This is a genomic window from Pseudomonas sp. SCT, assembly GCF_003864275.1.
GTDB lineage: Bacteria > Pseudomonadota > Gammaproteobacteria > Pseudomonadales > Pseudomonadaceae > Stutzerimonas > Stutzerimonas stutzeri_AE.
This window is the reverse complement of sequence record NZ_BDJA01000006.1, coordinates 311111-333755: the sequence shown is the minus strand read 5'-3', so window position 1 is coordinate 333755 and position 22645 is coordinate 311111. Positions and strand designations below refer to the sequence as shown.

The 22645-nt window shown below is 59.6% G+C and carries 20 protein-coding genes; 16 read left to right on the top strand and 4 right to left on the bottom strand.

The window, feature by feature from the left end; all coding sequences use genetic code 11:
* Positions 1-37 precede the first annotated feature (37 nt).
* The 6 genes from murJ (at position 38) to ispH (ending at position 7486) form a co-directional block, all read left to right on the top strand.
* On the top strand, positions 38-1585 hold the full coding sequence (murJ, locus tag BHD08_RS16995) for a murein biosynthesis integral membrane protein MurJ (RefSeq protein ID WP_125023692.1): 1548 nt from the start codon (positions 38-40) through the stop codon (positions 1583-1585).
* A gap of 84 nt (positions 1586-1669) precedes the next feature.
* Positions 1670-2620 carry a bifunctional riboflavin kinase/FAD synthetase gene (ribF, locus tag BHD08_RS16990; RefSeq protein ID WP_125023690.1) on the top strand — a complete coding sequence of 317 codons (951 nt, stop codon included), beginning with the start codon at positions 1670-1672 and terminating at the stop codon, positions 2618-2620.
* Position 2621: 1 nt separating this feature from the next.
* The gene (ileS, locus tag BHD08_RS16985) at positions 2622-5453 is read left to right on the top strand and encodes an isoleucine--tRNA ligase (RefSeq protein WP_125023688.1); all 2832 of its coding nucleotides are present in this window, start codon (positions 2622-2624) and stop codon (positions 5451-5453) included.
* 36 nt (positions 5454-5489) lie between these two features.
* A complete protein-coding gene (gene lspA, locus BHD08_RS16980) occupies positions 5490-5993 on the top strand; it encodes a signal peptidase II (protein ID WP_125023686.1) in 504 nt (167 codons plus the stop codon).
* Positions 5986-6423 carry a peptidylprolyl isomerase gene (locus BHD08_RS16975; protein WP_015278095.1) on the top strand — a complete coding sequence of 146 codons (438 nt, stop codon included), beginning with the start codon at positions 5986-5988 and terminating at the stop codon, positions 6421-6423. Before lspA ends, BHD08_RS16975 begins: the two co-directional genes overlap by 8 nt.
* 118 nt (positions 6424-6541) lie before the next feature.
* Complete coding sequence (gene ispH, locus BHD08_RS16970) at positions 6542-7486, top strand: 4-hydroxy-3-methylbut-2-enyl diphosphate reductase (RefSeq protein WP_125023684.1); 945 nt, start codon at positions 6542-6544, stop codon at positions 7484-7486.
* Here ispH and BHD08_RS16965 read toward each other — a convergent pair whose 3' ends face one another.
* Entirely contained in the window at positions 7487-7987 is a 501-nt protein-coding gene (locus BHD08_RS16965; RefSeq protein ID WP_125023759.1) for a GspH/FimT family pseudopilin, read from the bottom strand. It lies immediately after the preceding gene.
* A 130-nt stretch (positions 7988-8117) separates the two neighbouring features.
* Here BHD08_RS16965 and BHD08_RS23545 point away from each other — a divergent pair, with 130 nt between their 5' ends.
* From BHD08_RS23545 to speA, 9 genes are all read left to right on the top strand, one after another.
* The gene (locus BHD08_RS23545; RefSeq protein WP_125023682.1) at positions 8118-8678 is read left to right on the top strand and encodes a GspH/FimT family pseudopilin; all 561 of its coding nucleotides are present in this window, start codon (positions 8118-8120) and stop codon (positions 8676-8678) included.
* A complete protein-coding gene (pilV, locus tag BHD08_RS16955) occupies positions 8675-9091 on the top strand; it encodes a type IV pilus modification protein PilV (RefSeq protein ID WP_177412692.1) in 417 nt (138 codons plus the stop codon). Before BHD08_RS23545 ends, pilV begins: the two co-directional genes overlap by 4 nt.
* 2 nt (positions 9092-9093) lie before the next feature.
* Positions 9094-10203, top strand: a complete 1110-nt coding sequence (locus tag BHD08_RS16950; protein WP_160128667.1) for a PilW family protein — start codon at positions 9094-9096, stop codon at positions 10201-10203.
* Positions 10204-10216: 13 nt separating this feature from the next.
* Positions 10217-10723 carry a PilX N-terminal domain-containing pilus assembly protein gene (locus tag BHD08_RS16945; protein ID WP_125023676.1) on the top strand — a complete coding sequence of 169 codons (507 nt, stop codon included), beginning with the start codon at positions 10217-10219 and terminating at the stop codon, positions 10721-10723.
* A 12-nt stretch (positions 10724-10735) separates the two neighbouring features.
* Entirely contained in the window at positions 10736-15076 is a 4341-nt protein-coding gene (locus BHD08_RS16940) for a pilus assembly protein (protein ID WP_125023674.1), read from the top strand.
* On the top strand, positions 15076-15531 hold the full coding sequence (locus BHD08_RS16935; protein WP_125023672.1) for a type IV pilin protein: 456 nt from the start codon (positions 15076-15078) through the stop codon (positions 15529-15531). Before BHD08_RS16940 ends, BHD08_RS16935 begins: the two co-directional genes overlap by 1 nt.
* 30 nt (positions 15532-15561) lie before the next feature.
* Complete coding sequence (thiO, locus tag BHD08_RS16930) at positions 15562-16665, top strand: glycine oxidase ThiO (RefSeq protein WP_125023670.1); 1104 nt, start codon at positions 15562-15564, stop codon at positions 16663-16665.
* 148 nt (positions 16666-16813) lie between these two features.
* Entirely contained in the window at positions 16814-17185 is a 372-nt protein-coding gene (locus BHD08_RS16925; RefSeq protein ID WP_125023668.1) for a translation initiation factor Sui1, read from the top strand.
* Between the two features lie 122 nt (positions 17186-17307).
* Positions 17308-19221: an arginine decarboxylase gene (gene speA / locus BHD08_RS16920; RefSeq protein WP_125023666.1), complete on the top strand. Its 1914-nt coding sequence runs from the start codon at positions 17308-17310 to the stop codon at positions 19219-19221.
* Between the two features lie 15 nt (positions 19222-19236).
* Here the strand turns inward: speA and BHD08_RS16915 are convergent, their stop codons facing one another.
* The 3 genes from BHD08_RS16915 to BHD08_RS16905 form a co-directional block, all read right to left on the bottom strand.
* Positions 19237-19695 (bottom strand): DUF2214 family protein, encoded by a 459-nt coding sequence (locus BHD08_RS16915; protein ID WP_125023664.1) that lies wholly within the window; start codon positions 19693-19695, stop codon positions 19237-19239.
* A 2-nt stretch (positions 19696-19697) separates the two neighbouring features.
* Positions 19698-21071: an MATE family efflux transporter gene (locus BHD08_RS16910; RefSeq protein ID WP_125023662.1), complete on the bottom strand. Its 1374-nt coding sequence runs from the start codon at positions 21069-21071 to the stop codon at positions 19698-19700.
* 107 nt (positions 21072-21178) lie between these two features.
* Positions 21179-21472 (bottom strand): hypothetical protein, encoded by a 294-nt coding sequence (locus BHD08_RS16905; protein WP_125023660.1) that lies wholly within the window; start codon positions 21470-21472, stop codon positions 21179-21181.
* A 231-nt stretch (positions 21473-21703) separates the two neighbouring features.
* Here BHD08_RS16905 and BHD08_RS16900 point away from each other — a divergent pair, with 231 nt between their 5' ends.
* On the top strand, positions 21704-22636 hold the full coding sequence (locus BHD08_RS16900) for an SdiA-regulated domain-containing protein (RefSeq protein ID WP_125023658.1): 933 nt from the start codon (positions 21704-21706) through the stop codon (positions 22634-22636).
* The last annotated feature ends 9 nt before the right edge of the window (positions 22637-22645 follow it).

Below are 22645 nucleotides of genomic sequence, written 5' to 3'. Positions count from 1 at the left end.
TCGGTCGATCAATCTCGCTGCAATTCTAGGAAGACAAATGTCCGAAAAAACCGGCAAGGGCGGATTGTTGCGTTCCAGCGCGGTGGTCAGTGTCATGACCCTGCTGTCACGCGTGCTGGGCATGGTACGCGATATGGTTGTCGCCAGCTACTTCGGTTCAGGCGCTGCCGCCGACGCCTTCTTCATTGCGTTCAAGATTCCCAACTTCCTGCGTCGGCTGTTTGCCGAGGGTGCCTTTGCCCAAGCCTTCGTGCCGGTGCTTTCGGAATATCGCACCAAGCGTACGTTGGCTGACGTCAAGCAATTGGTCGATCGCACTGCCGGCATGCTCGGCCTCATTCTTGCCGGGCTGACCGCGCTCGGCGTGCTGTTTGCGCCCTATGTCGTCATGGTCTTCGCGCCGGGCTTCCATGACGATCCGGCGAAGATGCAGCTGGCTGGCGAGCTGCTGCGGATTACCTTTCCCTATCTGATGCTGATTTCGCTGACGGCATTCACCTCCGGCGTGCTCAACAGCTATGGGCATTTCGCGGTGCCGGGCTTCACGCCAGTGTTGCTCAATGTCTGCATGATTGCGTCGGCGGTGTTTCTCACGCCCTATTTCGATCAGCCGATCATGGCGCTTGCCTGGGGCGTGTTTATCGCCGGTTTCGCCCAGCTGGCCTTCCAGCTGCCGTATGTCGCCAAGCTTGGCCTGGTGCCGCGGCCAAAGGTAAAGCGGGGTGACGAGGGCGTTCGTCGCATCATGCTGCTGATGGTGCCGGCGCTGTTCGGTGTCTCGGTCAGTCAGATCAATCTGTTGCTCGATACAGTGCTGGCTTCCTTTCTGCAGACCGGCAGCGTGTCCTGGTTGTATTACGCCGACCGCCTGTCCGAGTTGCCGTTGGGGGCATTCGGTATCGCCATCGGCACGGTGATCCTGCCGAGCCTGTCGCGCCAGCATGCCGGAGAGGACCCGAAGGCGTTCTCCGCGACGCTTGATTGGGCCTTGCGCATGGTGTTGCTGGTGGGCGTTCCGGCAGCGCTGGCGCTGGGTATTCTTGCCGAGCCAATGATCGCCAGCCTGTTCTATTACGGCGCCATGAGCGAGGAGGCGGTGGTGCAATCGGCCAGGGCGCTGCAGGCCTATTCGCTGGGTGTGCTGGCGTTCATGCTGATCAAGGTGCTGGCGCCTGGTTTCTTTGCGCGTCAGGACCTTAAGACGCCAGTGCGTGTCGCGGTCATCTGCATGGTCGCCAACATGGTGATGAATCTTATTCTGATCTGGCCCTTGCAGCATGTGGGGTTGGCGTTGGCTACATCGCTATCCTCGATGCTCAACGCAGTGCTGCTGTTCTGGGGCTTGTACAAGGTCGGTGTCTATCGTCCTGCGCCGGGCTGGTGGTCGTTCGGGCTGCGCCTGGCGGCTGCGTGCGCCGCAATGGTGGCGGTGGTCTGGTGGCTTAACGTGCCGGCGCAAGAGTGGTTTTCCTGGGGTTGGCAGGAGCGGGCGCTGCGGTTGGGGATTCTCGTTTGCGCAGGGCTGGCGGCGTTTGCCGGTGGACTGCTGTTGACCGGGCTGCGGCCGCGGCATTTACGGCACTGATCGATGATTTGCGGGCGGAGCAAACCTGTCCGGGATGCTCGGCACGTGCGTATAATCGGCCACTTTTCAAGCAAGAAGTGCGGTATGCAGCTGGTTCGAGGCCTTCACAATCTGCGACCCCGGCATCGGGGCTGCGTCGCCACCATCGGCAATTTCGACGGCGTGCACCGGGGGCATCAGGCCATCCTGGCGCGGCTGCGCGAACGTGCGGCTGAAATGGGGCTGCCCAGCTGCGTAGTGATCTTCGAGCCGCAACCGCGTGAGTTCTTTTCTCCGGACAAGGCGCCGGCACGGCTCACCCGCTTGCGTGAAAAACTGCAGCTGTTGAGCGAGCAGGGCGTCGATCTGGTGTTGTGCCTGGCCTTCAATCGCCGCCTGCGCGAGCTGAGTGCCGCTGAATTCGTCCACGCCACGCTGGTGGAAGGCCTAGGTGTACAGCACCTGGAAGTGGGTGATGATTTCCGTTTTGGCTGCGATCGCGCCGGCGATTTCGATTTCCTGCTCAAGGCTGGCGCGGCCGAAGGTTTCACGGTCGAGGCCGCCACCACCATCGAGGTGAATGGCGAGCGTGTCAGTAGCACGCGGCTGCGCCAGGTGCTGGCAGAGGGTGATCTGGCCTGCGCCGAAGCGCTGCTCGGCAGGCCGTTCGGTATCACCGGCCGGGTCATGCATGGACAAAAGCTGGGCCGGCAGCTCGGCGCGCCGACCGCCAATGTCCAGCTCAAGCGTCGCAACACGCCGCTGAGTGGCGTGTTCCTAGTCAGTTTCGAACTGGACGGCAAGTCGCTTGCCGGTGTTGCCAACATCGGCATGCGCCCGACGGTCGAGAGTGACGGTAAACCACATCTGGAAGTGCATCTGCTCGATTATCAGGGCGACCTGTATGGGCGTCTGGTGCAGGTCACCTTCCATCGCAAGCTGCGCGACGAGCAGCGTTTCGCCTCGCTGGAGGCGCTCAAGACGGCGATCGAAGCCGACATCGCCGCTGCCCGCGAATACTGGCGGGCTTCACCCCTCATGACGAGTCAGGACTGAAATGACCGATTACAAAGCGACCCTCAATCTGCCGTCCACGGCATTTCCGATGAAGGCCGGTCTGCCACAGCGCGAGCCGGAGATTCTGCAGCGCTGGAACAGCATTGACCTGTACCGGAAGCTGCGGCAGATCGGCGAAGGTCGCCCGAAGTTCGTCCTGCACGATGGCCCGCCGTATGCCAACGGCAACATTCACATCGGTCATGCGGTGAACAAGGTGATCAAGGACATGATCGTCCGCTCACGCACCCTGTCTGGTTTCGATGCGCCCTATGTGCCGGGCTGGGACTGCCACGGTCTGCCGATCGAACACAAGGTCGAGACCACCTTCGGCAAGAATCAGCCCGCCGACCTGACCCGCGAGCGCTGCCGTGCCTATGCCGCCGAGCAGATCGAAGGGCAGAAGGCCGACTTCATCCGCCTCGGCGTCCTGGGTGACTGGGACAACCCGTACAAGACCATGGACTTTGCCAACGAAGCGGGGGAAATCCGCGCCCTGGCCAAACTGGTCGAAGGCGGCTTCGTCTTCAAGGGCCTGAAGCCGGTGAACTGGTGCTTCGACTGCGGTTCGGCGCTGGCGGAGGCCGAGGTCGAGTATCAGGACAAGAAATCCGATGCCATCGACGTCGCCTTCGAGGTCGAAGATGCCGACAAGCTGGCTGCTGCGTTCGGTCTGCCCAATCTGGCCAAGCCTGCCAGCATCGTGATCTGGACCACCACGCCCTGGACCATTCCGGCCAACCAGGCGCTCAACGTCCATCCCGAGTTCGTCTATGCGCTGGTCGACACCGGCGAGCGCCTGCTGCTGCTGGCCGAGGAACTGGTCGAGTCCTGCCTGCAGCGCTACGGCCTGGCCGGTGAAATCATCGCCCGTTGCGAAGGCAAGGTGTTGGAGCTGATCCGCTTCCGCCATCCGTTCTACGAGCGCTTCGCCCCGGTCTACCTGGCCGACTACGTGGAAACCGGTGCCGGTACCGGTATCGTCCATTCTGCGCCGGCCTACGGCGAGGACGACTTCCGCTCCTGCAAGCACTACGGCATGGAGAATGACGACATTCTCGGCCCGGTGCAGAGCAACGGTGTCTACGTCTCGGACCTGCCGTTCTTCGGCGGCCAGTTCATCTGGAAGGCCAACCCGGCGATCGTCGAAAAGCTCGCCGAAGTCGGCGCGCTGCTCAAGCACGAGTCGATCCAGCACAGCTACATGCACTGCTGGCGGCACAAGACGCCGCTGATCTACCGCGCCACCGCGCAGTGGTTCGTCGGCATGGACAAGGTTGCCCACGACGGCAGCTCGCTGCGTCGCCGTGCGCTGGATGCCATCGAGCAGACCGAGTTCGTCCCTGCCTGGGGCCAGGCGCGCCTGCACGGCATGATCGCCGGGCGCCCGGACTGGTGCATCTCGCGCCAGCGGACCTGGGGCGTGCCGATCCCGTTCTTCCTGCACAAGGAAAGCGGCGAGCTGCACCCGCGTACCGTCGAGCTGATGGAGCAAGTGGCGCAGCGTGTCGAGCAAGGCGGCATCGAGGCCTGGTCGAAGCTCGACGCAGCCGAGTTGCTCGGCGAGGAAGCTGCACAGTACGAAAAGATCACCGACACCCTCGATGTCTGGTTCGATTCCGGCACCACCCATTGGCATGTGATGCGCGGCTCGCACCCCATGGGCCACGAAAGCGGCCCGCGTGCCGATCTCTATCTGGAAGGGTCCGACCAGCATCGCGGCTGGTTCCATTCCTCGCTGCTGACCGGCGCCGCCATCGATGGCCATGCGCCTTACAAGGGCTTGCTCACCCATGGTTTCACCGTGGATGAGAACGGCCGCAAGATGTCCAAGTCGCTCGGCAACGTGATCGCGCCGCAGGAAATCACCGACAGCATGGGCGCCGATATCCTGCGTCTATGGGTCTCGGCCACCGACTATTCCGGCGAGATGGCGGTTTCCAAGCAGATCCTGCAGCGCAGCGCCGATGCCTACCGCCGTATCCGCAACACCGCACGCTTCCTGCTCTCGAATCTCGACGGCTTCGATCCCGCGCAGCACATGGTGCCGAACGATCAGCTGATCGCCCTGGACCGCTGGGCCATCGACCGCGCACTGCTGCTGCAGCAGGAAATCGAAGAGGCCTATACGACCTATCGCTTCTGGAACGTCTACCAGAAGGTGCACAACTTCTGCGTACAGGAGCTGGGCGGTTTCTACCTCGACATCATCAAGGACCGCCAGTACACCACTGGTGCCGACAGCCTGCCACGCCGCTCCTGCCAGACCGCGCTGTATCACATCGCCGAAGCGCTGGTGCGCTGGATTGCGCCGATCCTGGCGTTTACTGCCGAGGAGATCTGGCAGTACCTGCCGGGCGAGCGTAATGAGTCGGTGATGCTCAACACCTGGTACACCGGCCTGACCGAGCTGCCGCAGGACGCCGAGCTGGATCGCGCCTTCTGGGACAAGGTCATGGCGGTCAAGACCGCGGTGAACAAGGAACTGGAAAACCAGCGTGCGGCCAAGACCATTGGCGGCAACCTGCAGGCGGAAGTCACGCTATATGCAGAAGACGCGCTGGCTGCGGAGTTGGCCAAGCTGGGCAACGAGCTGCGCTTCGTGCTGATCACCTCTGCCGTCGATATCGCTCCGCTGACTCAGGCGCCAGCCGAGGCCGTGGAGAGCGAATTGGCCGGCCTCAAGCTGGTGGTCAAGAAGACCGGGCACAGCAAGTGTGGTCGCTGCTGGCATCATCTCCCGGACGTCGGTTCGCATGCCGAGCATCCGGAGATCTGCGGTCGCTGCGTGGAGAATATCGAAGGCGCAGGTGAGGTCCGCCACTATGCGTGATACCCGCCGGACGATCAGCAAGCCGGAGGCTGCACAATGAGTGCGCGTTTCGGCAGGCTCGCCTGGCTGTGGCTCAGCGTGCTGGTGATCGCCCTTGATCAAGCTACCAAGCATTACTTCGAAGCCAATTTCAGCCTGTACCAGAAGGTCGACGTGATTCCGGGCTGTTTCGCCTGGACACTGGCCTACAACACCGGCGCGGCATTCAGCTTCCTGGCCGATCACAGCGGTTGGCAGCGCTGGCTGTTTGCAGTGATTGCGATTGGTGTGAGTGCTGTGCTGGTTGTGTGGCTCAAGCGTCTGAAACCGAGCGAAACCTGGTTGGCCGTCGCGCTTGCGCTGGTGCTGGGCGGCGCCATTGGCAATCTCTACGACCGCGTGGTGCTTGGTCACGTGGTCGATTTCATTCTGGTGCATTGGCAGAACCGCTGGTATTTCCCCGCGTTCAATATCGCCGATAGCGCCATCACCGTCGGTGCCGTCATGCTGGCGCTGGACATGTTCAAGAGCAACAAGACCGGAGAAGCTGCACATGACTGAACAGCGCATTGGGCCGGACAAGGAAGTCACCCTGCATTTCGCGCTTGGCCTGGAAACGGGCGAGCTGGTCGACAGCACGTTCGACAAGAAGCCAGCCACCTTCAAGGTGGGTGACGGCAACCTGCTGCCAGGCTTCGAGCAGCAACTCTACGGACTCAAGACAGGTGACAAGCGCACCCTGCAGATTGCGCCGGAGCAGGGCTTCGGCCAGGTCAACCCGCAGAACGTGCAGGTCATGCCGCGCAGCCAGTTCGAAGGAATGGAGCTGTCGGAGGGGTTGATGGTGAGCTTCCAGGATGCTGCCCGCACTGAGCTGCCAGGCGTAGTGAAAGCCTTCGATGACAATCAGGTCACCGTCGACTTCAATCATCCTCTGGCCGGCAAGACCCTGACTTTCGAAGTCGAAATCATCGACGTCAAACCGGTGTAACCGGCTCGCAGCCGGTGGAGCATTCGCTTCCGCCGGCTGGCGAAAGGGCATCCGAGAATGCCCGCACGTATCGCGTTACACTCTCCCGTCATCAAGCCTTCGCGTGTCGAGACCCATCATGCAAATCAAACTCGCCAACCCTCGCGGCTTCTGCGCGGGTGTAGATCGCGCCATCGAAATCGTCAACCGGGCTCTGGAAGTCTTTGGTCCTCCGATCTATGTGCGGCATGAGGTTGTGCATAACAAGTTCGTCGTGGAAGACCTGCGTGCCCGCGGTGCAATCTTCGTCGAGGAGCTGGATCAGGTGCCGGACAACGTCATCGTCATCTTCAGCGCCCATGGCGTTTCACAGGCCGTGCGGCAGGAAGCGGAGAAGCGCGGCCTGAAGGTGTTCGACGCCACCTGTCCGCTGGTGACGAAGGTGCATCTGGAAGTGGCCAAGTACAGTCGTGAAGGGCGCGAGTGCATCCTCATCGGCCACCAGGGCCACCCGGAAGTCGAAGGCACCATGGGGCAGTACGACGCGCGCAATGGCGGCGCGATCTACCTGGTCGAGGATGAAGAGGATGTCGCCCAGCTGCAGGTGCGCAACCCCGAGGCCCTGGCATTCGTCACCCAGACCACGTTGTCCATGGATGACACGAGTCGCGTCATCGACGCGCTGCGCAGGAAGTTTCCGAGCATCGGCGGACCGCGCAAGGATGACATCTGCTACGCCACCCAGAATCGCCAGGATGCGGTGAAGCAACTGGCCGATGAATGCGATGTGGTGCTGGTCGTAGGCAGCCCGAATAGCTCCAACTCAAACCGCCTGCGTGAACTCGCCGAGCGCATGAGCACGCCGGCTTATCTCATCGACGGCGCCGAAGACCTCAAGCGCGAATGGTTCGAGAACATCGAGCGCATCGGCATCACTGCCGGCGCATCAGCACCTGAGGTGCTCGTGCGTGGCGTAATCGAGCAGCTGAAGGAGTGGGGCGCCACTGGCATGGATGAGCTGGAAGGGCGGCCGGAGAACGTGACGTTCTCGATGCCGAAAGAGTTGCGGGTGAGGATTCTCTAATCAGGGGGTACAGGTGTTACTCGCCTCCTTGTTCAAGCGTGCTCGACCGCCTGCGTTGATGACTATTTTCGAGGTCGCGTTTTTATTGCAGATCTTCAGAGTGCCTGCCAGAAAGGCGCCACTTGTCTGGCGGCTGCGCCCGCTCCCCCCGTAGCCGATATAGCGGGTCATCACTCCGTTACCCTGAATCTGAAGATTTGACTGTTTGGTATGCACCAATAGCACCGTTTCGCCCGGATCTTGTTCCGCATTCTGGTTCCGGTCTTCGAATGTCACCCAGCCTTGCTCCCAGTTTCCAGCAGCACGCATTACCACGAAGGCGTTGCGCTTTATTGCTTCGCTGCGTGCGTGGTTTACCGCAGCTAGAAACTGCTGGGATGTTGCTGCTAAGTCGGAGCGGTCGATCACTCCTCGCATTTGCGGTACCGCAATCGATAGCGTGATAGACAGAACAGACAGCGTGATCAAAAGTTCAAATAATGTGAAGCCGCTGGGTTTCATGGCATGCGTCCTTGCGCTGATTTCCAAATATGACCGACCATCATCCTGAATAGGCCGTACATCCGCACCCCACGGACTTTATGTTTCAGTCTTTCTAGGATGCAATCAAATTCCCGAGATAACCCCCTAAATGCGACGTCTTCAGCAAGCTTTCACCCTGATCGAGCTGATGATCACGATAGGAATTCTTTCCATCGTATTGGCTATTGCCGTCCCTGCTTTATCGCAGTCAGTCAATAACGTCAGGCTAACTTCATTGATAAACGATCTCACTACCTCAGCAACCTACGCTCGGTCCGAGGCAGTCAAGCGGAGTCGTCAGGTGGTGATCTGCCGGGCAAACAACGCTCGAAACGGCTGTGATTTGTCCGGTGGGAGCTGGAGTTCGGGTTGGTTGATCTTTGTTGACTCGGCAGCCACCGATACAGCAACGCCTGTGTATGCTGCCTCGAATCTTTTGCGTATATCCGATGTTCCCCCTGTTGGTAGCGAAATAGCAGGGCGAAGCGGTGCCACCGGCCGGGGGTGGGTACGATATTCAAACGTGGGCACTATGGCGCGAGCGGCCACAAACTCTCAGGTCTTCAGCTGGGATGTAAGCCTGTCGAGCGCTGCTCCGGAGAGGGCGCGAACCGTACAAATTGGTTTGGCCGGTCGCCCCAGTATCTGCAAAGGAGCTGCATGCGAATGACTAACCAACGAAACAGCGCGGGTTTCAGTCTGATTGAAGTACTTATCGCACTGGTCATCATTTCGGTAGGCTTAATCGGCCTCGCTGCGCTGCAAGCTCGGGCGCTTCAGTTCAATCAAGGTTCTTATCTCCGCTCTCAGGCGAATGTGCACGCTTACGACATCATCGATCGCATGCGTATAAACAGGGCTCAGGCGCAGGTGGGCGCCTACGACCTTGCCATCACAGCTTCGGCCCCGACGGGCACCTCGCTGGCCGAGCGAGATTTAGCGGGCTGGCTCGAACTGCTCGCCGCCACGCTGCCGGCTGGTGACGGAGAGGTGAGCTGCAACGCTACCCTTTGCCGTGTTCGCGTCACGTGGCAGGAGCCCGACGGCGAGACCTACGAATTTAGCTACCAGACGCGGATATGACTATGAAGCGAAGTCAGCGAGGGCTTTCTCTGGTCGAGTTGATGATTGCGATGGTCATCGGCTTGATTTTGATGACAGGAGTTCTTCAAATTTTTATCGGCAGTAAACGTGTTTATACAACGCAAGACGCGCTGTCGCGCATTCAGGAGAATGGTCGACTGGCGATTGATTTTATTGTTCGTGACAGTCGAATGGCTGGATACGCGGGTTGTGCCAGTGGGTATAACTCGAGCCTACATAACGGCCTAAATATCAATATCGCCACAGCATCGCAAAGGTTGTTATATGACTTTGAAATGCCGATCGAAGGGCTGGACAACGTCGGATCCATTTCTGGCTGGGGCTCAGGCGTCGCTCCTGTCAACGGAACGGACGTTCTATTCGTTCGAGGCGCTTTCACCGGCGATATTGGTATCAAGGCGAATAACAGCAGCGGCAACCTTCGTGCGGAGACCAGTTCCCCGGTAGTCGCCGGGGTGGATGGCGGGCCGTCTTGTACCGCTAATGGATCATTGTGCACAGACGACATCGTGATGATTTCGGACTGTGCGAAGAGCCGAGTTTTTCAGGTGACCACTCTAAATGCAGACGGAGCGTCTGCCGCGCTAGTTGTTCACGCGGCGTCGGGCTCTCCGGGCAATGCTCCTCCTGCGAGTTGGGGAGGAGCGTCGGCGCCCCCTGAAGAGGTTTTTGGGGTTGAGTCCGAGATACTACGGGTCAGCACCCTTGTGTATTTTATTGGACAGAACGCGGCAGGTCGGCGTGCGCTCTATCAGCGTGCTGGTAGTAACGGCTCTGTTGAGCTGGTCGAGGGCATTCAAGATATGCAAATTACCTATGGGTACGACACGTCGGGCGATGGTCTCCCCAACAACTACGTTTCTGCCAGCGCAATCTCAAATGCCGATCGGGCGACTCATGTTGCAAGCTGGGCAAAAGTAGTCAGCGTTCGTATCGCATTGCTCCTACAAAGCCAGGAAGAAAACATCGTCGAAACGCCACAGCAGATTACATTCAACGGTAACGTCCTGAATCCAACTGGCGGAGCACAAGATCGGCGCTTGCGTCAGGTTTTTATCTCAACAGTTGGAATTCGCAGTCGGCTGGACTAGGAGCGTGAAAATAATGGATTCCTCGGTAAGACAACGTGGTGCGGTGCTGATCGTAGCGCTGATCATGCTGCTGTTGCTCACTGTGGTGGGCTTAGCGGGCATGCAGGACTCTCAGTTGCAAGAGGCGATGGCAGGAAACATGCGTGACCGCAATCTGGCGTTTCAAGTTGCGGAGGCGGGGCTCCGCGCAGGCGAAAACGAGCTACGAAAAGCAACCATAACCGCCCCAGTTTCTAGCCCGCTTCCCCGGCCGGGCGATCCTTGTTTCTGGTGGTCATGTGGAGGGAGTGCTGCCGTATTCAATTGGGGAGCGGCCCCTGCCGTAACCGCGCAACTCAACTTTGATGTTGCAAATCCGCAGTACGTTATTGAATTACTCCCCGCATTGCCTGCCGCTACAACTGGAAATAGTGCGAAATTCGGGGAGGACACGCTTTCCCGTGTTTACCGGGTTACTAGCAGGGCTGGCGGCGGTACGGGCGACTCGGTGATCGTTCTGCAATCTACTTTCAAGCGTTAAGCTGGGGATATCATGAAAAATCGGATTTTGAAGTATATTCTCAACGTCTGCGCCGGCTCGCTATTTTCGGTTTCGATTGCCAATTTGTCCCATGCGGTGACGTTAAGTAGTGTTCCGCTATTCTTGAACGCTCCTGTTGCGCCAATAGTCATGCTGAATATGTCCAAGGATCATCAGCTCTTTTTTAAGGCATACGATGATTATTCAGACGCGAACAATGACGGCGTGCTCGATCTTACGTACAACCATGCCATCAATTACTACGGCTATTTTGATAGCCAGAAATGTTACGTTTATCGGAATGATCGCTATGAGCCCTCTCGCGTAAAGGTCGACAAATATTGCAATGATAGTTCCGCTGCCGGCGAGTGGTCTGGGAATTTCCTAAACTGGGCGACCATGACCCGTATCGATACGGTGCGGAAAATCCTATACGGAGGACTTCGGTCAACCGACACAGACTCCGAAACTGTACTCCAGCGCGCTTTTCTACCTAACGATGCGCACAGTTTTGCCAAGTATTATCGTGGCGCCGATCTTCCAAAGCTCGCGGGTATTTCCGTCACCGACTTCAGTGATACGTCCGCTGGCGGTTTGACCATTTGCAATACGACCGTAGAAGGCAGCGGGCTGTCGCATAACTCGGCCAGTGCGCCATTGATGCGTGTCGTTCGGGGCAACTATTCGCTGTGGGCGGCTAATGAACGGTGGCAATGCCGCTGGTCGGGAGAAAAATCAGCCAATAATGGTAATGACTCAAGCAGGACCGGAATTAACGCTCATGCGTCGAGCCCTGCGAAACCGAGCAGCAATGGCGGCGACTACAATGTTCGGGTACAAGTATGCGCCAGCGCTTCACTGATTGGTGGCGAGAAATGTAAGGCGTACACATCGTCCAGTGGTGTTAGTACGCTCAAGCCGATAGGCCTTTTGCAAACCTATGGAGATAATAATCTCATTCGCTTTGGTTTGATTACCGGATCTTATACGAAAAGCAAATCTGGTGGCGTTTTGCGTAAGAACGTATCAAGCATGAATGATGAAATCGACCCTGGAACTGGTAGATTTCTTGTCAGGCCATCTTCCGGTGGAATTATTGATACGCTGAACAGATTGACCATATTCGGTTATGATTTTGGTGATGGTACTTATTTGAGCGGCTCTGGCGATAATTGCAGTTGGGGGCGTGCCAGTTTTAATAATGGGCAATGCACTAACTGGGGTAATCCGCAAGCTGAAATATTTCAAGAGTCATTAAACTATCTGGCCGGTCGCGCAACTACGAATGCGTATAGTGTCGTCTCCGAAGACAAGGTTCCAGGCTTGTTCTCGCCCGCTTGGACGGCACCTGTAACTAGCGCAAATTCTTGTGCGCCTTTGAATATCATTCAGTTCAACGCAAGCACGACATCGTACGATGGTGACGAGCTGTCAAGCTTTGGTGAGCCTACTGTCAGAACCAATCAAGTCGGGGTTGGGGAGTCGATTAACGGTGGGACGTTTTTCGTTGGGAAGTCCGGTGGTGCTAACGATGGTCTTTGCACGCCGAAAACGGTAGAAAACCTTTCCAATATATCTGGTACTTGCCCTGATGCTCCGCGGTTGGATGGCACTTATAAAATCGCTGGGCTTGCGAATTATGCGCGTACAACTGATTTGCTGCCGGCGCTCGCAGGTAATCAGAAGGTCAAGACATACGGTGTTGCTCTTGCGCCGGCGGTGCCAAAGCTTGAAGTACCACTTCAGCAGGGCCGAAAGGTCAGCATCCTGCCAGCGTGCCAGAACAGTACGGTTGGCGGAAACTGCGCGATTGTCGACTTTAAAGTTGTCAGCGCTTCCAGTACGTCAGGGAAATTGTACGTTAACTGGGAGGACAGTGAGCAGGGCGGTGACTACGACCAAGACATGTGGGGCGTTATCGACTACACGATCTCTGGGTCTTCTATCAGCGTCACCACGCAGGTTATGGCGCAGTCCACGGGCGATAGGATGGGCTTTGGTTACGTCATCGGTGGCACTGAAACGGATGGATTTCATGTGCACTCAGGCATCAACGGGTTTTCGTTCCCTGTCGATCCGAATCCCGGGGTAGGCACCGGTACTGCCGGCTCTTGCCTTACCAGCGGTACCCAAGGGCGTTGTGATCGCCCCAACCTCGCCACTACCCGTACTTACGTGATTGGCAACACCGCAGCGAAGCTTCTGGAGCAGCCCCTGTACTACGCAGCGAAATGGGGCGGGTTCGAAGATCTCAACAACGACGGTAAGCCGAACACACGTGACGAGTGGGATGCCGATGGTGATGGTGTGCCGGATACATATTTCTTCGCCACTAACCCGGCTCAGTTGGAAGAGTCGCTGGCTAAAGCGTTCGAGCAGGTCGCGGCTAGTGCTTCTTCGTCGGCGTCCGTAGCGACCAACTCCACGCGGCTGGACACCGAGACGCTTATTTACCAGGCGCGCTTCAATAGTAATGACTGGAGCGGGCAGTTGCTTGCTTACCGGGTGGCAGCGGGCGGTGATATTAGCGTCGTTGCTTGGGATACGAATCAGTCCGGCAAAATTCCGTCGCCAGGCGATCGTAATATCGTTACGTGGAGCGACAGTGCTGGCGCTCAGCTGGAATGGTCGTCATTGAGTACGGCTCAGAAAGCTGCGCTGGCTGAAGCGGGGGCGAATCAAACGCTGTCCACCGCTCAAATTGCGCTCGGTCAGGCTAGGCTGAATTGGCTCAAGGGTGCCAGAGACCAAGAGCAACCTGCTGGAGCATTGCGCAAGCGCGACTCCCTTTTGGGCGACGTGGTTAACTCCGATCCAGTTTTCGTCGGCACGCAGGATTACGGGTATGGTCGCTTGCCGGCAGGCACGCCTGGAGCCGATTCGTATGCTGCGTATGTCGCCTCGAAAAGCAGCAAGACCCCATTGTTATTGGTGGGAGCGAACGACGGCATGCTGCATGCGTTTAACGCCACGACGGGGGTGGAGCTTTTTGCATACATGCCCAGCAAGGTTTTTGGAGATATTGCAAAGATCACCAAGCCGGATTATGGAAAGCTTTCCAATCCGCATCGTTATTTCGTCGATGGACAAATTTTCATCGGAGACGCTTACATCAACAACTCCTGGCGGACCGTTGCAATTGGTAGCTACGGTGCAGGCTATCGTGGCGTGTTCGCGCTTGATGTCACCAATGCTGGGACCTCGACAGGTTTCCAACCGTCTGACGTTTTGTTCGAGCTTGACGACGTTCACTGGGCTGACATCGGCCACGTGATGAGTCCTGGTATTGTCGGCCGACTTCCCGACGGCACTTGGGGCGCGGTTTTCGGGAATGGATACAACAGCCAGGGCGAGCAGGCCAAGTTATTGGTCGTAAACCTCGGCGATGCTACTGATCGGGTCGCTATTGCAACTGCAACCAGCACTACGCCTAACGGTCTTGCTGGGCCGGCGTTACTCGCCAATGCCCAGCGTACGCTGATTCAGGCCTATGCCGGTGATTTGGCTGGCAACCTGTGGAAATTTGCCTTTACCGGAAACAACTCAACGACTCGTTCGAATTGGGAGGTTGCCTACCGGAGCGGAAACACGCCTGTCCCGCTGTTTCGTGCAAAAAATGCTTCGGGTGAGGCGCAACCTATTACTTCTGTGCCTGAAATGGGTTACAACCCGGACGGCAATCGTCTGATGGTGTTCTTCGGGACCGGTAGTTATTTCATGCCGCAGGATGTGGTGGTGCCTATTTCACCAGCGACCCATAGGGTCGAGTCCTTCTACGGATTGGTCGATAGTGGCTCGGCTATATCCCAGTTATCTGGCGATGCACGGAGCTCCTTGGTGGCGCAAACAATCACGTCGGAAATAGATGTTGGCGCGCTGTCGCTGCGCAAACTCTCGAATAACTCGGTCAACTACGCCAACAAGTCTGGCTGGTATCTGGACCTAGTTAAGCCATCCACTAGTGGAGCCGGTACTCGCCAAGGCGAGCGCGTGGTCAGTACGCCAATCTTGCGCAACGGACGTATTATTTTTCCCACCGTTATACCATCGCAAGATGTTTGTTCCGCGGGGGGGGACAGCTGGCTCATGGAGCTGGACGCATGGAGTGGTGGGCGGCTTGCCTATCCGGTTTTCGATGTGGGTGGCGATGGTGAAATCAACGACCTCGATCTCGTAAACGGCGAGCCTATGAGTGGCAAAAAATCCCGGCAAGGAATTATCAAGACTCCTGCAATTATTTCTGCCGGGGATATTGAGTATAAGTTTGCGAGCGGTACGGCCGGCGGTATTGACGTGACCGTGGAAAAGGGTGGGCTGAACGAAGGTCGTCTTTCTTGGAGGCAGTTGCGTTGATGCGTACATTAAATAAACGTTCTGGCGTAGCCTGCTCGGCGGGTTTCACACTGATCGAACTTATGATCGTTGTCGCAATAGTCGGAGTGCTAGCCGCTATCGCTTATCCGAACTATCGCGAATACGTATTGAAAGGCAATCGAAGCGACGCGAAGGCTTCGTTGACGCGCTCGGCTCAGGAGCTGACTCGCTGCTTTACCAGTCTGAACCGGTATAACCATGCCAATTGTGCCGAGGCTGCGCTGTACGCCGCTGGTGCGCCCACGTATCTGTCATCTGAGCGGCTTTATTCGCTCACCGGCGTCATCAACCAGACGACATTCGTACTGACAGCCACAGCAACGGGCGCGCAGGTTGCCGACACTACGTGCGCAACGTTCACTCTTTCCAACACTGGAGCCCGCACTGCCGCTACGTCTGCACCCGCGGCGGACTCAACCGCGCGCTGCTGGTAGTATCCAACGCTTTATGGGTAGGAGAAGCCAGTGAGTTATTGCGTCGTTGGTGCTGGTGTTATTGGGTTGTTATCGGCGCTCCGCCTTGCTGTTAGTGGCGCGCAAGTTACTGTATTCGACTCGAGTAATGTCGGCAGCGAAGCCTCGTGGGCCGGTGGCGGGATTGTTTCGCCGTTGTATCCGTGGCGCTACAGCCCGGCGGTCACTGCGCTGGCGCATTGGTCGCAGGATTTCTACCCGCAGCTTGGCGACCGGTTGCTGGCGGAGACGGGGGTGGACCCGGAGGTGCACGTCACCGGTCTCTACTGGCTGGATTTGCACGACGAGGCGGAGGCGCTGAGTTGGGCTGAGCGTTATGGTCGGCCACTCACCTCGGTATCGATGGAGACCGTGCGCCAGGCTGTGCCATCGCTGGGTGAGAGTTACAAGCGCGCCGTTTACATGGAGGGTGTCGCTAATGTCCGTAATCCCCGCCTGCTCCGTGCGCTGCGCGAAGCGCTGCGGCAGCTGCCGAATGTGAATGTGATTGAGCAGTGCCCGGTGAAAGGTTTCCTGCGCGACGGTACGCGCATCGTGGGCGTGCAGACGGCGCAGGGCGAGATGCGGGCGGATCAGGTTGTAGTGGCGGCCGGCGCCTGGAGTGCACAGCTGCTGGCGACGCTGGGGCTGGAGATTCCGGTCAAGCCGATGAAAGGGCAGATGATTCTCTTCAAGTGCGCCGAGGACTTCTTGCCGAGCATGGTGCTGGCCAAGCGGCGCTATGCGATTCCGCGGCGCGATGGCCACATCCTGGTTGGTAGCACCCTGGAAGATGTCGGCTTCGACAAGACGCCGACCGAAGACGCGCTGGAAAGCCTGAGGGCAACAGCGATCGAGCTGCTACCGGCGCTGGCCGACGCGCAAGTGGTCAAACACTGGGCAGGGCTGCGGCCGGGTTCGCCGGATGGCGTGCCTTATATAGGACCGGTGAGCGGCTTCGACGGGCTGTGGCTGAACTGCGGGCACTTCCGCAACGGGTTGGTGCTGGCACCGGCGTCCTGTCAGCTGCTGGTCGATCTGATGCTTGGGCAGGCGCCGATCGTGGATCCATCGCCGTACGCACCGGCTGGTCGTATCGCTGATCAGAAGGGTTGAGCGGACCTTCGCGGGGCTCCCCGTTCCGTAAGCAGTCAGGGTTTCGTACCGCCGCCCGGACTCTGTCCTGCTGCCGACTCGCATTGCTGGTAAATTAGCCGGCACTTCGGCTCTGCCAGGCAGAGCCAGATTGGCGAGTGAGGTTTGTGTGGCGAAGAAAACCACTTCCCTGGCCGGCCTGAGTGGGCTGGTCTATTCCACCGATGCCGGTCGGCATTGTCCTGAGTGCAGCCAACCGCTGGGTAGTTGCATCTGCAAACAAAGCGTTCTGCCTGACGGCGACGGTATTGCGCGGGTGCGCCGCGAGAGCAAGGGCCGGGGCGGCAAGACGGTGACGACCATCAGTGGCGTTCCGTTGCCCGAGACCGAGCTCAAGGAGCTCGCCAGCGCGCTGAAACGCCGCTGCGGCACGGGCGGCGCGCTGAAGGACGGCGTCATCGAGATCCAGGGCGATCACGTTCAGCTGCTGATCGACGAGCTGACCAGGCGCGGCTTCAAGGCCAAGAAGTCCGGTGGCTGAGCGTCCACGTGGCACCTCCACCCATTTTCACCATTTTCCGCATATCGGCTGTCGAAGCCGCATAGCCTTCGCCGCGCGGTTCTGCTCGCTGCGAAACACTCAATTTCTTCCGGGAGGCCTTGATGCCTGTACGACGCACACGTAAAGACGACGGTAGCCAGTGGACCGCTGCCGACAGCCGCAGCATCTACGGTATCCGCCACTGGGGCGCTGGGTATTTCGCAATCAACGACCAGGGCAATGTCGAAGTGCGCCCGCAGGGGCCGAGCGGCGAGCCGATCGAGTTCAACGGGCTGATCGAGCAGCTGCGCGAGGCGGGACTGTCGCTGCCGTTGCTGGTGCGCTTCCCCGGCATCCTGCAGGACCGCGTACGGCGGCTGACCGGTGCCTTCGATGCCAACATCGAGCGCATGGAGTACGCCGGCAAGTACACCGCGTTGTACCCGATCAAGGTCAACCAGCAGGAAGCGGTGGTGGAGAACATCATCGCCACGCAGAACGTTTCCATCGGCCTGGAGGCCGGCTCCAAGCCGGAGCTGATGGCCGTGCTGGCGCTCGCCCCCAAGGGCGGCACCATCGTCTGCAATGGCTACAAGGACCGCGAGTTTATCCGCCTCGCACTGATGGGCCAGAAGCTCGGGCACAAGGTATTCATCGTCATCGAGAAGGAGTCCGAGGTCGGCCTGGTGATCGAGGAGGCCAACGAGCTCAAACTGACGCCGCAGGTCGGTCTGCGTGTGCGCCTGTCGTCGCTGGCATCGTCCAAGTGGGCAGACACTGGTGGTGAGCGGTCGAAGTTCGGCTTGTCTGCGGCGCAGCTGCTCTCGGTGATCGAACGCTTTCGTGCGGCGGAAATGGATCAGGGCATCCGCTTGCTGCACTTCCACATGGGCTCGCAGATCGCCAATCTGGCCGACTACCGGCAGGGCTTCCGTGAGGCGATTCGTTACTACGCCGAGCTGCGCGCGTTGAACCTGCCGGTGGATTACATCGATGTCGGCGGCGGTCTGGGCGTCGATTACGACGGTACCCACTCGCGCAATGCCAGCTCGATCAACTACGACATCGACGAATACGCCGGCACCGTGGTCGGCATGCTCAAGGAGTTCTGCGAGGCACAGGGCCTGCCGCACCCGAACATCTTCTCCGAAAGCGGGCGGGCGATGACCGCGCATCATGCGGTGCTGGTCATGCAGGTCACTGATGTCGAGCGGCACAACGACGAGCTGCCGGTGATCGAAAACTACGACGAACTGCCGGAGATCGTGCAGTCGCTGGCCGATCTGCTTGGGCCGACAGATCCGGAAATGGTCACTGAGACCTACTGGCGCGCTACCCACTATATGAGCGAGTCCAGCGCGCAGTATGCGTCCGGCAAGCTGACCCTGGCGCAGAAGGCGCTGGCCGAGCAGAGTTACTTTGCCATCTGCCGTCGCCTGTACAACCAGCTCAAGGCCCGTCAGCGCTCCCATCGGGCGGTGCTCGACGAGCTCAACGACAAGCTGGCGGACAAGTACATCTGCAATTTCTCGGTGTTCCAGAGTCTGCCGGACACCTGGGCGATCGACCAGATCCTGCCGATCGTGCCGCTGCAGCGGCTGAGCGAGGAGCCGGTGCGGCGCGCGGTGCTGCAGGACCTGACCTGCGACTCGGACGGAAAAATCAAGCACTACGTCGACGAGCAGAGCATCGAAAGCAGCATGCCGGTGCATGAGGTCGCGCCTGGCGAAGAGTACTTCCTCGGCGTGTTCCTGGTGGGCGCTTACCAGGAAATTCTTGGCGATATGCACAACCTGTTCGGCGATACCGACTCGGTGAACGTCTATCAGCGTGAGGACGGCAGCTACTACCACGCCGGCATCGAGACCCACGACACCATCGAGGACATGCTGCGCTATGTGCACCTGTCGCCCGAGGAGCTGATGACCTACTACCGCGACAAGGTTGCCAGCGCCAAGCTGAGCGCCAAGGAGCGCACCCAGTACATCGATGCTTTGCGTTTGGGGCTGACGCGCTCTTCCTATCTGACGCCCTAATCGACCAGCCCGGCGTCAGCCGGGCATGACGCCAAAGCCGCGCGCCATCAGCGCGGCCAGCAACGGGATCAGTAAGAGCAGTAGCAGCTCCAGGCGAATGGTCAGCTTGACCCACCTGGCGCTGCTGTTCGACATGATCGGTGTCTGGCCTGCGGACAAGGCCGGGCGCCAGCGCAGGAAGGTCAGGGTGGGATAGATGGACAGTACCGCGACCACCACGAACAGGCCGACCTTGGCGTGGAACAGGCTGTTCTTGAGGTAATAGTCCAGGCCTTTGCCATAGAGGATTGCCCGGGCGGCTCCGCTGGCCAGTACCGCCGCCGCGGTGATGCCGAAGGCGATGTCGATGCGAAACAGGCTGCGCGCGCGCTCCAGCGTCAGCGGCCGCCGGAACAGCTGGTGCTCCAGCAGCAACAGGGCAAAGAGCAGGAATATCGCCAGAAAATGCAGATAGGCGGCGATGGCGTACGCCATGTTCAGTGTCCCTCGGAGTGTGTGGTGCTTGGCGCGCCCATGGTAAACCAGGCTCCGCGGCGCTGCAGGCGCTGAGCGAGCACACCCAGGCAGACGCCGCGCATCAGCATGAAGCTCAGAAATGCCAGCCACAAGCCGTGATTGCCAAGCCCCTGCAGTAGCCAGCCCAGCGGCAGCGTCAGACCTACCGCCAGGAGCATGCTGTTGCGCATCTCCCGCGCGCGGGTGGCGCCGATGAACAGCCCGTCAAGCAGATAGCTCCAGACCGCGATCAGCGGCAACACCGCCAGATAGGGCAGGTAGGTCAGCGCGGTCGCGCGGACCTCGGGAATGTCGGTCTGCAACTGGATAAAGAGATGGCCGCCAAGCAGGAAGAACAGGCCGAAGGCGACGCTGGCCAGCAATGACCAGCCCCCGGCGACCACCATCACGCGCTGCAGCGCGTCGCGGTTGCGGGCACCGATGGCATGCCCGGCCAAGGCTTCCACGGCATGCGCCAATCCATCGAGGGCGTGCGCGGTCAGCAGTAGGCCGTTGAGCAGCAGCGCGTTGGCGGCGACCGTCGCATCGCCTAGCCGCGTGCCCTGTACCGTCACCAGGAAAAACACCAGTTGCAGCGCCAGGGAGCGCAGGAAGAGGTCGCGGTTGACCGCCATCAGCGGCCGCCAGCTCAGCCAGCGGCGCAGCGCGCGGGTATCGAGTCGGCCGGGGTAGCGGGCCAGGGCCTTGCGGGTGAGGGCCAGGCCCAGCAGCGCGCCGCTCCACTCGGCGATCACCGAGGCGCGGGCGGCGCCGGCCACTCCCCAGTCGAGGCCGAGCACGAACCACAGGTCCAGCGCCACGTTGATCAGGTTTGTCGTCAGCAGAATGGCCAGTGGTGCGCGAGCATTCTGGGTGCCGAGGAACCAGCCGATCAGCGCATAGCTGGCCAGTGCTGCGGGCAGGCCGAACAGGCGTGTGTGGAAATAGTCGCGGGTGAGTTCGTCCAGTTCGGCAGACGGCTGCATGAGCTGCAAGGCCGCGCCCTTCAGTGGGACGCCGATTGCGCCCAGCAGCAGCGCGAAACCGAGTGCCAGCAGCAATCCCTGCAACAGGATCTGGCGCAGGGCGCCGCCGTCTTCGCGGCCGGCAGCCTGGGCGGCGAAGCCCGTTGTGCCCATGCGCAGGAAGCCCATCACCCATACCAGCAGCGTGTAGAGGCTGCCGCCGACTGCTACCGCGCCCAGCTGATGGGCGTGCGGCAGATGGCCGATCACGCTGCTGTCCACCAGCGCTACCAGCGGAACGGATAGATTCGACAGGATCATCGGCGCTGCCAGCGCCCACACCTTGCTATGGGTGGGCGCATCGCGCCAGGCGGCAAGCATGCTGGACATTTCGGGCCTTCCGGGACGGCCCGGCACTATACGTCGCATCGAAAAAAGAGGAAAAGCCGGCCTGCTGGCAAACCGGGGCGGTAGCACTCAACGACTGCAGCTGGGGCTCAGTGGATCAGCCAGCTCAGCAGCCACAGGCCGAGAAACAGCCAAACCAGCCCGCCGATGATCGAGCCGCGAAAGAACGCGCGTACCGCGGCGACCAGTAACAACAGGCCGATCGCCAATGCCACCAGGCTGATCAGCGAACGGTCCATGCCCAGCGTGCGCGAGAGCCCCTCGAGGAAGTTGTGTCCGGCTCGGGCAAACAGACCAAAGAAATCGCCCAGCGCCTCGACGATGAAGCGTATGACCGAGCCAAGCGCCTGTCCCAACCATTCGAAGAATCCTTCTACCCGCATGTATCGCTCTCCTGAAACGTTCGATTGCCGTGCGCAAGCACAGCCCTGCGTATTGGGCTGTCTGGCACGCCCGAGAGTTCCGGATCGCCGCTGCCGTGCTGGAACCGGTGGGGAAGAATCGCGGTCGTAGTGTCGCTGTATGGATCGGCGCTGGGCTTGGGCACCCGCCTTCATGCGGCTGCAACAAGACCCAGGCAACCTGCCCACGATCCCCTGAACGAGAACACCATTATGCGAGCCCTTGCCAGAGCGCAGCTGGGACGAGTTGCGGCGCTGCGCCCGACCTGGTGGTACGGCTGCGCGCTTTTCGCGTTGCTCTACGCCGCCACCACCGTTCACCTCGATGAGCGCTTGTTCTACACATTGAAAACCACCTGGCATGAAGCCAGCTGGGAACGGCGCAGCCTCTGGCTACCGGAATATCAGGTAAAGATCGATGCGCTGCCGGTGGCGACGGTGGACAACAACCTTTCCGGGCTGACCTATGACGAGCGCCGCGATCATCTGTGGGCGGTAGTCAACAATCCTGAGGAGCTGCTCGCTCTGGGGCGTGACGGCAGCTTTATCGCGCGCTATCCGTTGCAGGGGTTCGAGGATGTCGAGGGAATTACCTATCTCGGCGACGACCTGTTGGTGGTAACCGAAGAGCGTCAGCAGTCATTGGTTGTCCTGGCAGTCCCCAGGGTTGCCGGGCCGTTGCTGCGTGCGGAAGGGCGCTCCATCACCCTGGCCCTTGGCGATGCGGAGAACTCCGGTTTCGAAGGCGTCGGTTACGACCGAGTGGGCGATCGTCTGTTTGTGGTCAAGGAGCATTCACCGCGCAAGCTCTACGAAATCCAGGGCATCAAGCGCAGCTTGGCAGGTGACATGGATATCAAGATCATCGACCGCGAGGCCTGGATCGAGAAGCTGGACATGGCCACTGATCTGTCGTCGGTGCATTTCGATGAGCAGACCGGTCACCTGGTGCTGCTCAGCGACGAGGCGAAGATGATGCTGGAGCTCGATGCAGAAGGCGAGCTGGTCAGCTTCCGCTCGCTTTGGAGCGGTTTTGCCGGGCTCGAACGCAGCGTGCCGCAGGCCGAAGGGATGACCTTCGATGGACAGGGCAATCTCTATCTGGTCAGCGAGCCCAACCTGTTCTACGCCTTCGAGCACGAGTGAGCGCCTGCG

Bases quoted from the DNA above. Each gene is read 5' to 3' on its own strand.
- BHD08_RS16935 (WP_125023672.1), top strand. From the start codon at position 15,076: ATGCGTACATTAAATAAACGTTCTGGCGTAGCCTGCTCGGCGGGTTTC.
- BHD08_RS16950 (WP_160128667.1), top strand. From the start codon at position 9,094: ATGAAGCGAAGTCAGCGAGGGCTTTCTCTGGTCGAGTTGATGATTGCG.
- BHD08_RS23545 (WP_125023682.1), top strand. From the start codon at position 8,118: ATGCGACGTCTTCAGCAAGCTTTCACCCTGATCGAGCTGATGATCACG.
- ribF (WP_125023690.1), top strand. From the start codon at position 1,670: ATGCAGCTGGTTCGAGGCCTTCACAATCTGCGACCCCGGCATCGGGGC.
- BHD08_RS16905 (WP_125023660.1), bottom strand. From the start codon at position 21,472: ATGCGGGTAGAAGGATTCTTCGAATGGTTGGGACAGGCGCTTGGCTCG.
- lspA (WP_125023686.1), top strand. From the start codon at position 5,490: ATGAGTGCGCGTTTCGGCAGGCTCGCCTGGCTGTGGCTCAGCGTGCTG.
- BHD08_RS16965 (WP_125023759.1), bottom strand. From the start codon at position 7,987: ATGAAACCCAGCGGCTTCACATTATTTGAACTTTTGATCACGCTGTCT.
- BHD08_RS16975 (WP_015278095.1), top strand. From the start codon at position 5,986: ATGACTGAACAGCGCATTGGGCCGGACAAGGAAGTCACCCTGCATTTC.
- BHD08_RS16900 (WP_125023658.1), top strand. From the start codon at position 21,704: ATGCGAGCCCTTGCCAGAGCGCAGCTGGGACGAGTTGCGGCGCTGCGC.
- ileS (WP_125023688.1), top strand. From the start codon at position 2,622: ATGACCGATTACAAAGCGACCCTCAATCTGCCGTCCACGGCATTTCCG.
- speA (WP_125023666.1), top strand. From the start codon at position 17,308: ATGCCTGTACGACGCACACGTAAAGACGACGGTAGCCAGTGGACCGCT.
- pilV (WP_177412692.1), top strand. From the start codon at position 8,675: ATGACTAACCAACGAAACAGCGCGGGTTTCAGTCTGATTGAAGTACTT.
- BHD08_RS16945 (WP_125023676.1), top strand. From the start codon at position 10,217: ATGGATTCCTCGGTAAGACAACGTGGTGCGGTGCTGATCGTAGCGCTG.
- BHD08_RS16915 (WP_125023664.1), bottom strand. From the start codon at position 19,695: ATGGCGTACGCCATCGCCGCCTATCTGCATTTTCTGGCGATATTCCTG.
- BHD08_RS16940 (WP_125023674.1), top strand. From the start codon at position 10,736: ATGAAAAATCGGATTTTGAAGTATATTCTCAACGTCTGCGCCGGCTCG.
- BHD08_RS16910 (WP_125023662.1), bottom strand. From the start codon at position 21,071: ATGTCCAGCATGCTTGCCGCCTGGCGCGATGCGCCCACCCATAGCAAG.
- ispH (WP_125023684.1), top strand. From the start codon at position 6,542: ATGCAAATCAAACTCGCCAACCCTCGCGGCTTCTGCGCGGGTGTAGAT.
- murJ (WP_125023692.1), top strand. From the start codon at position 38: ATGTCCGAAAAAACCGGCAAGGGCGGATTGTTGCGTTCCAGCGCGGTG.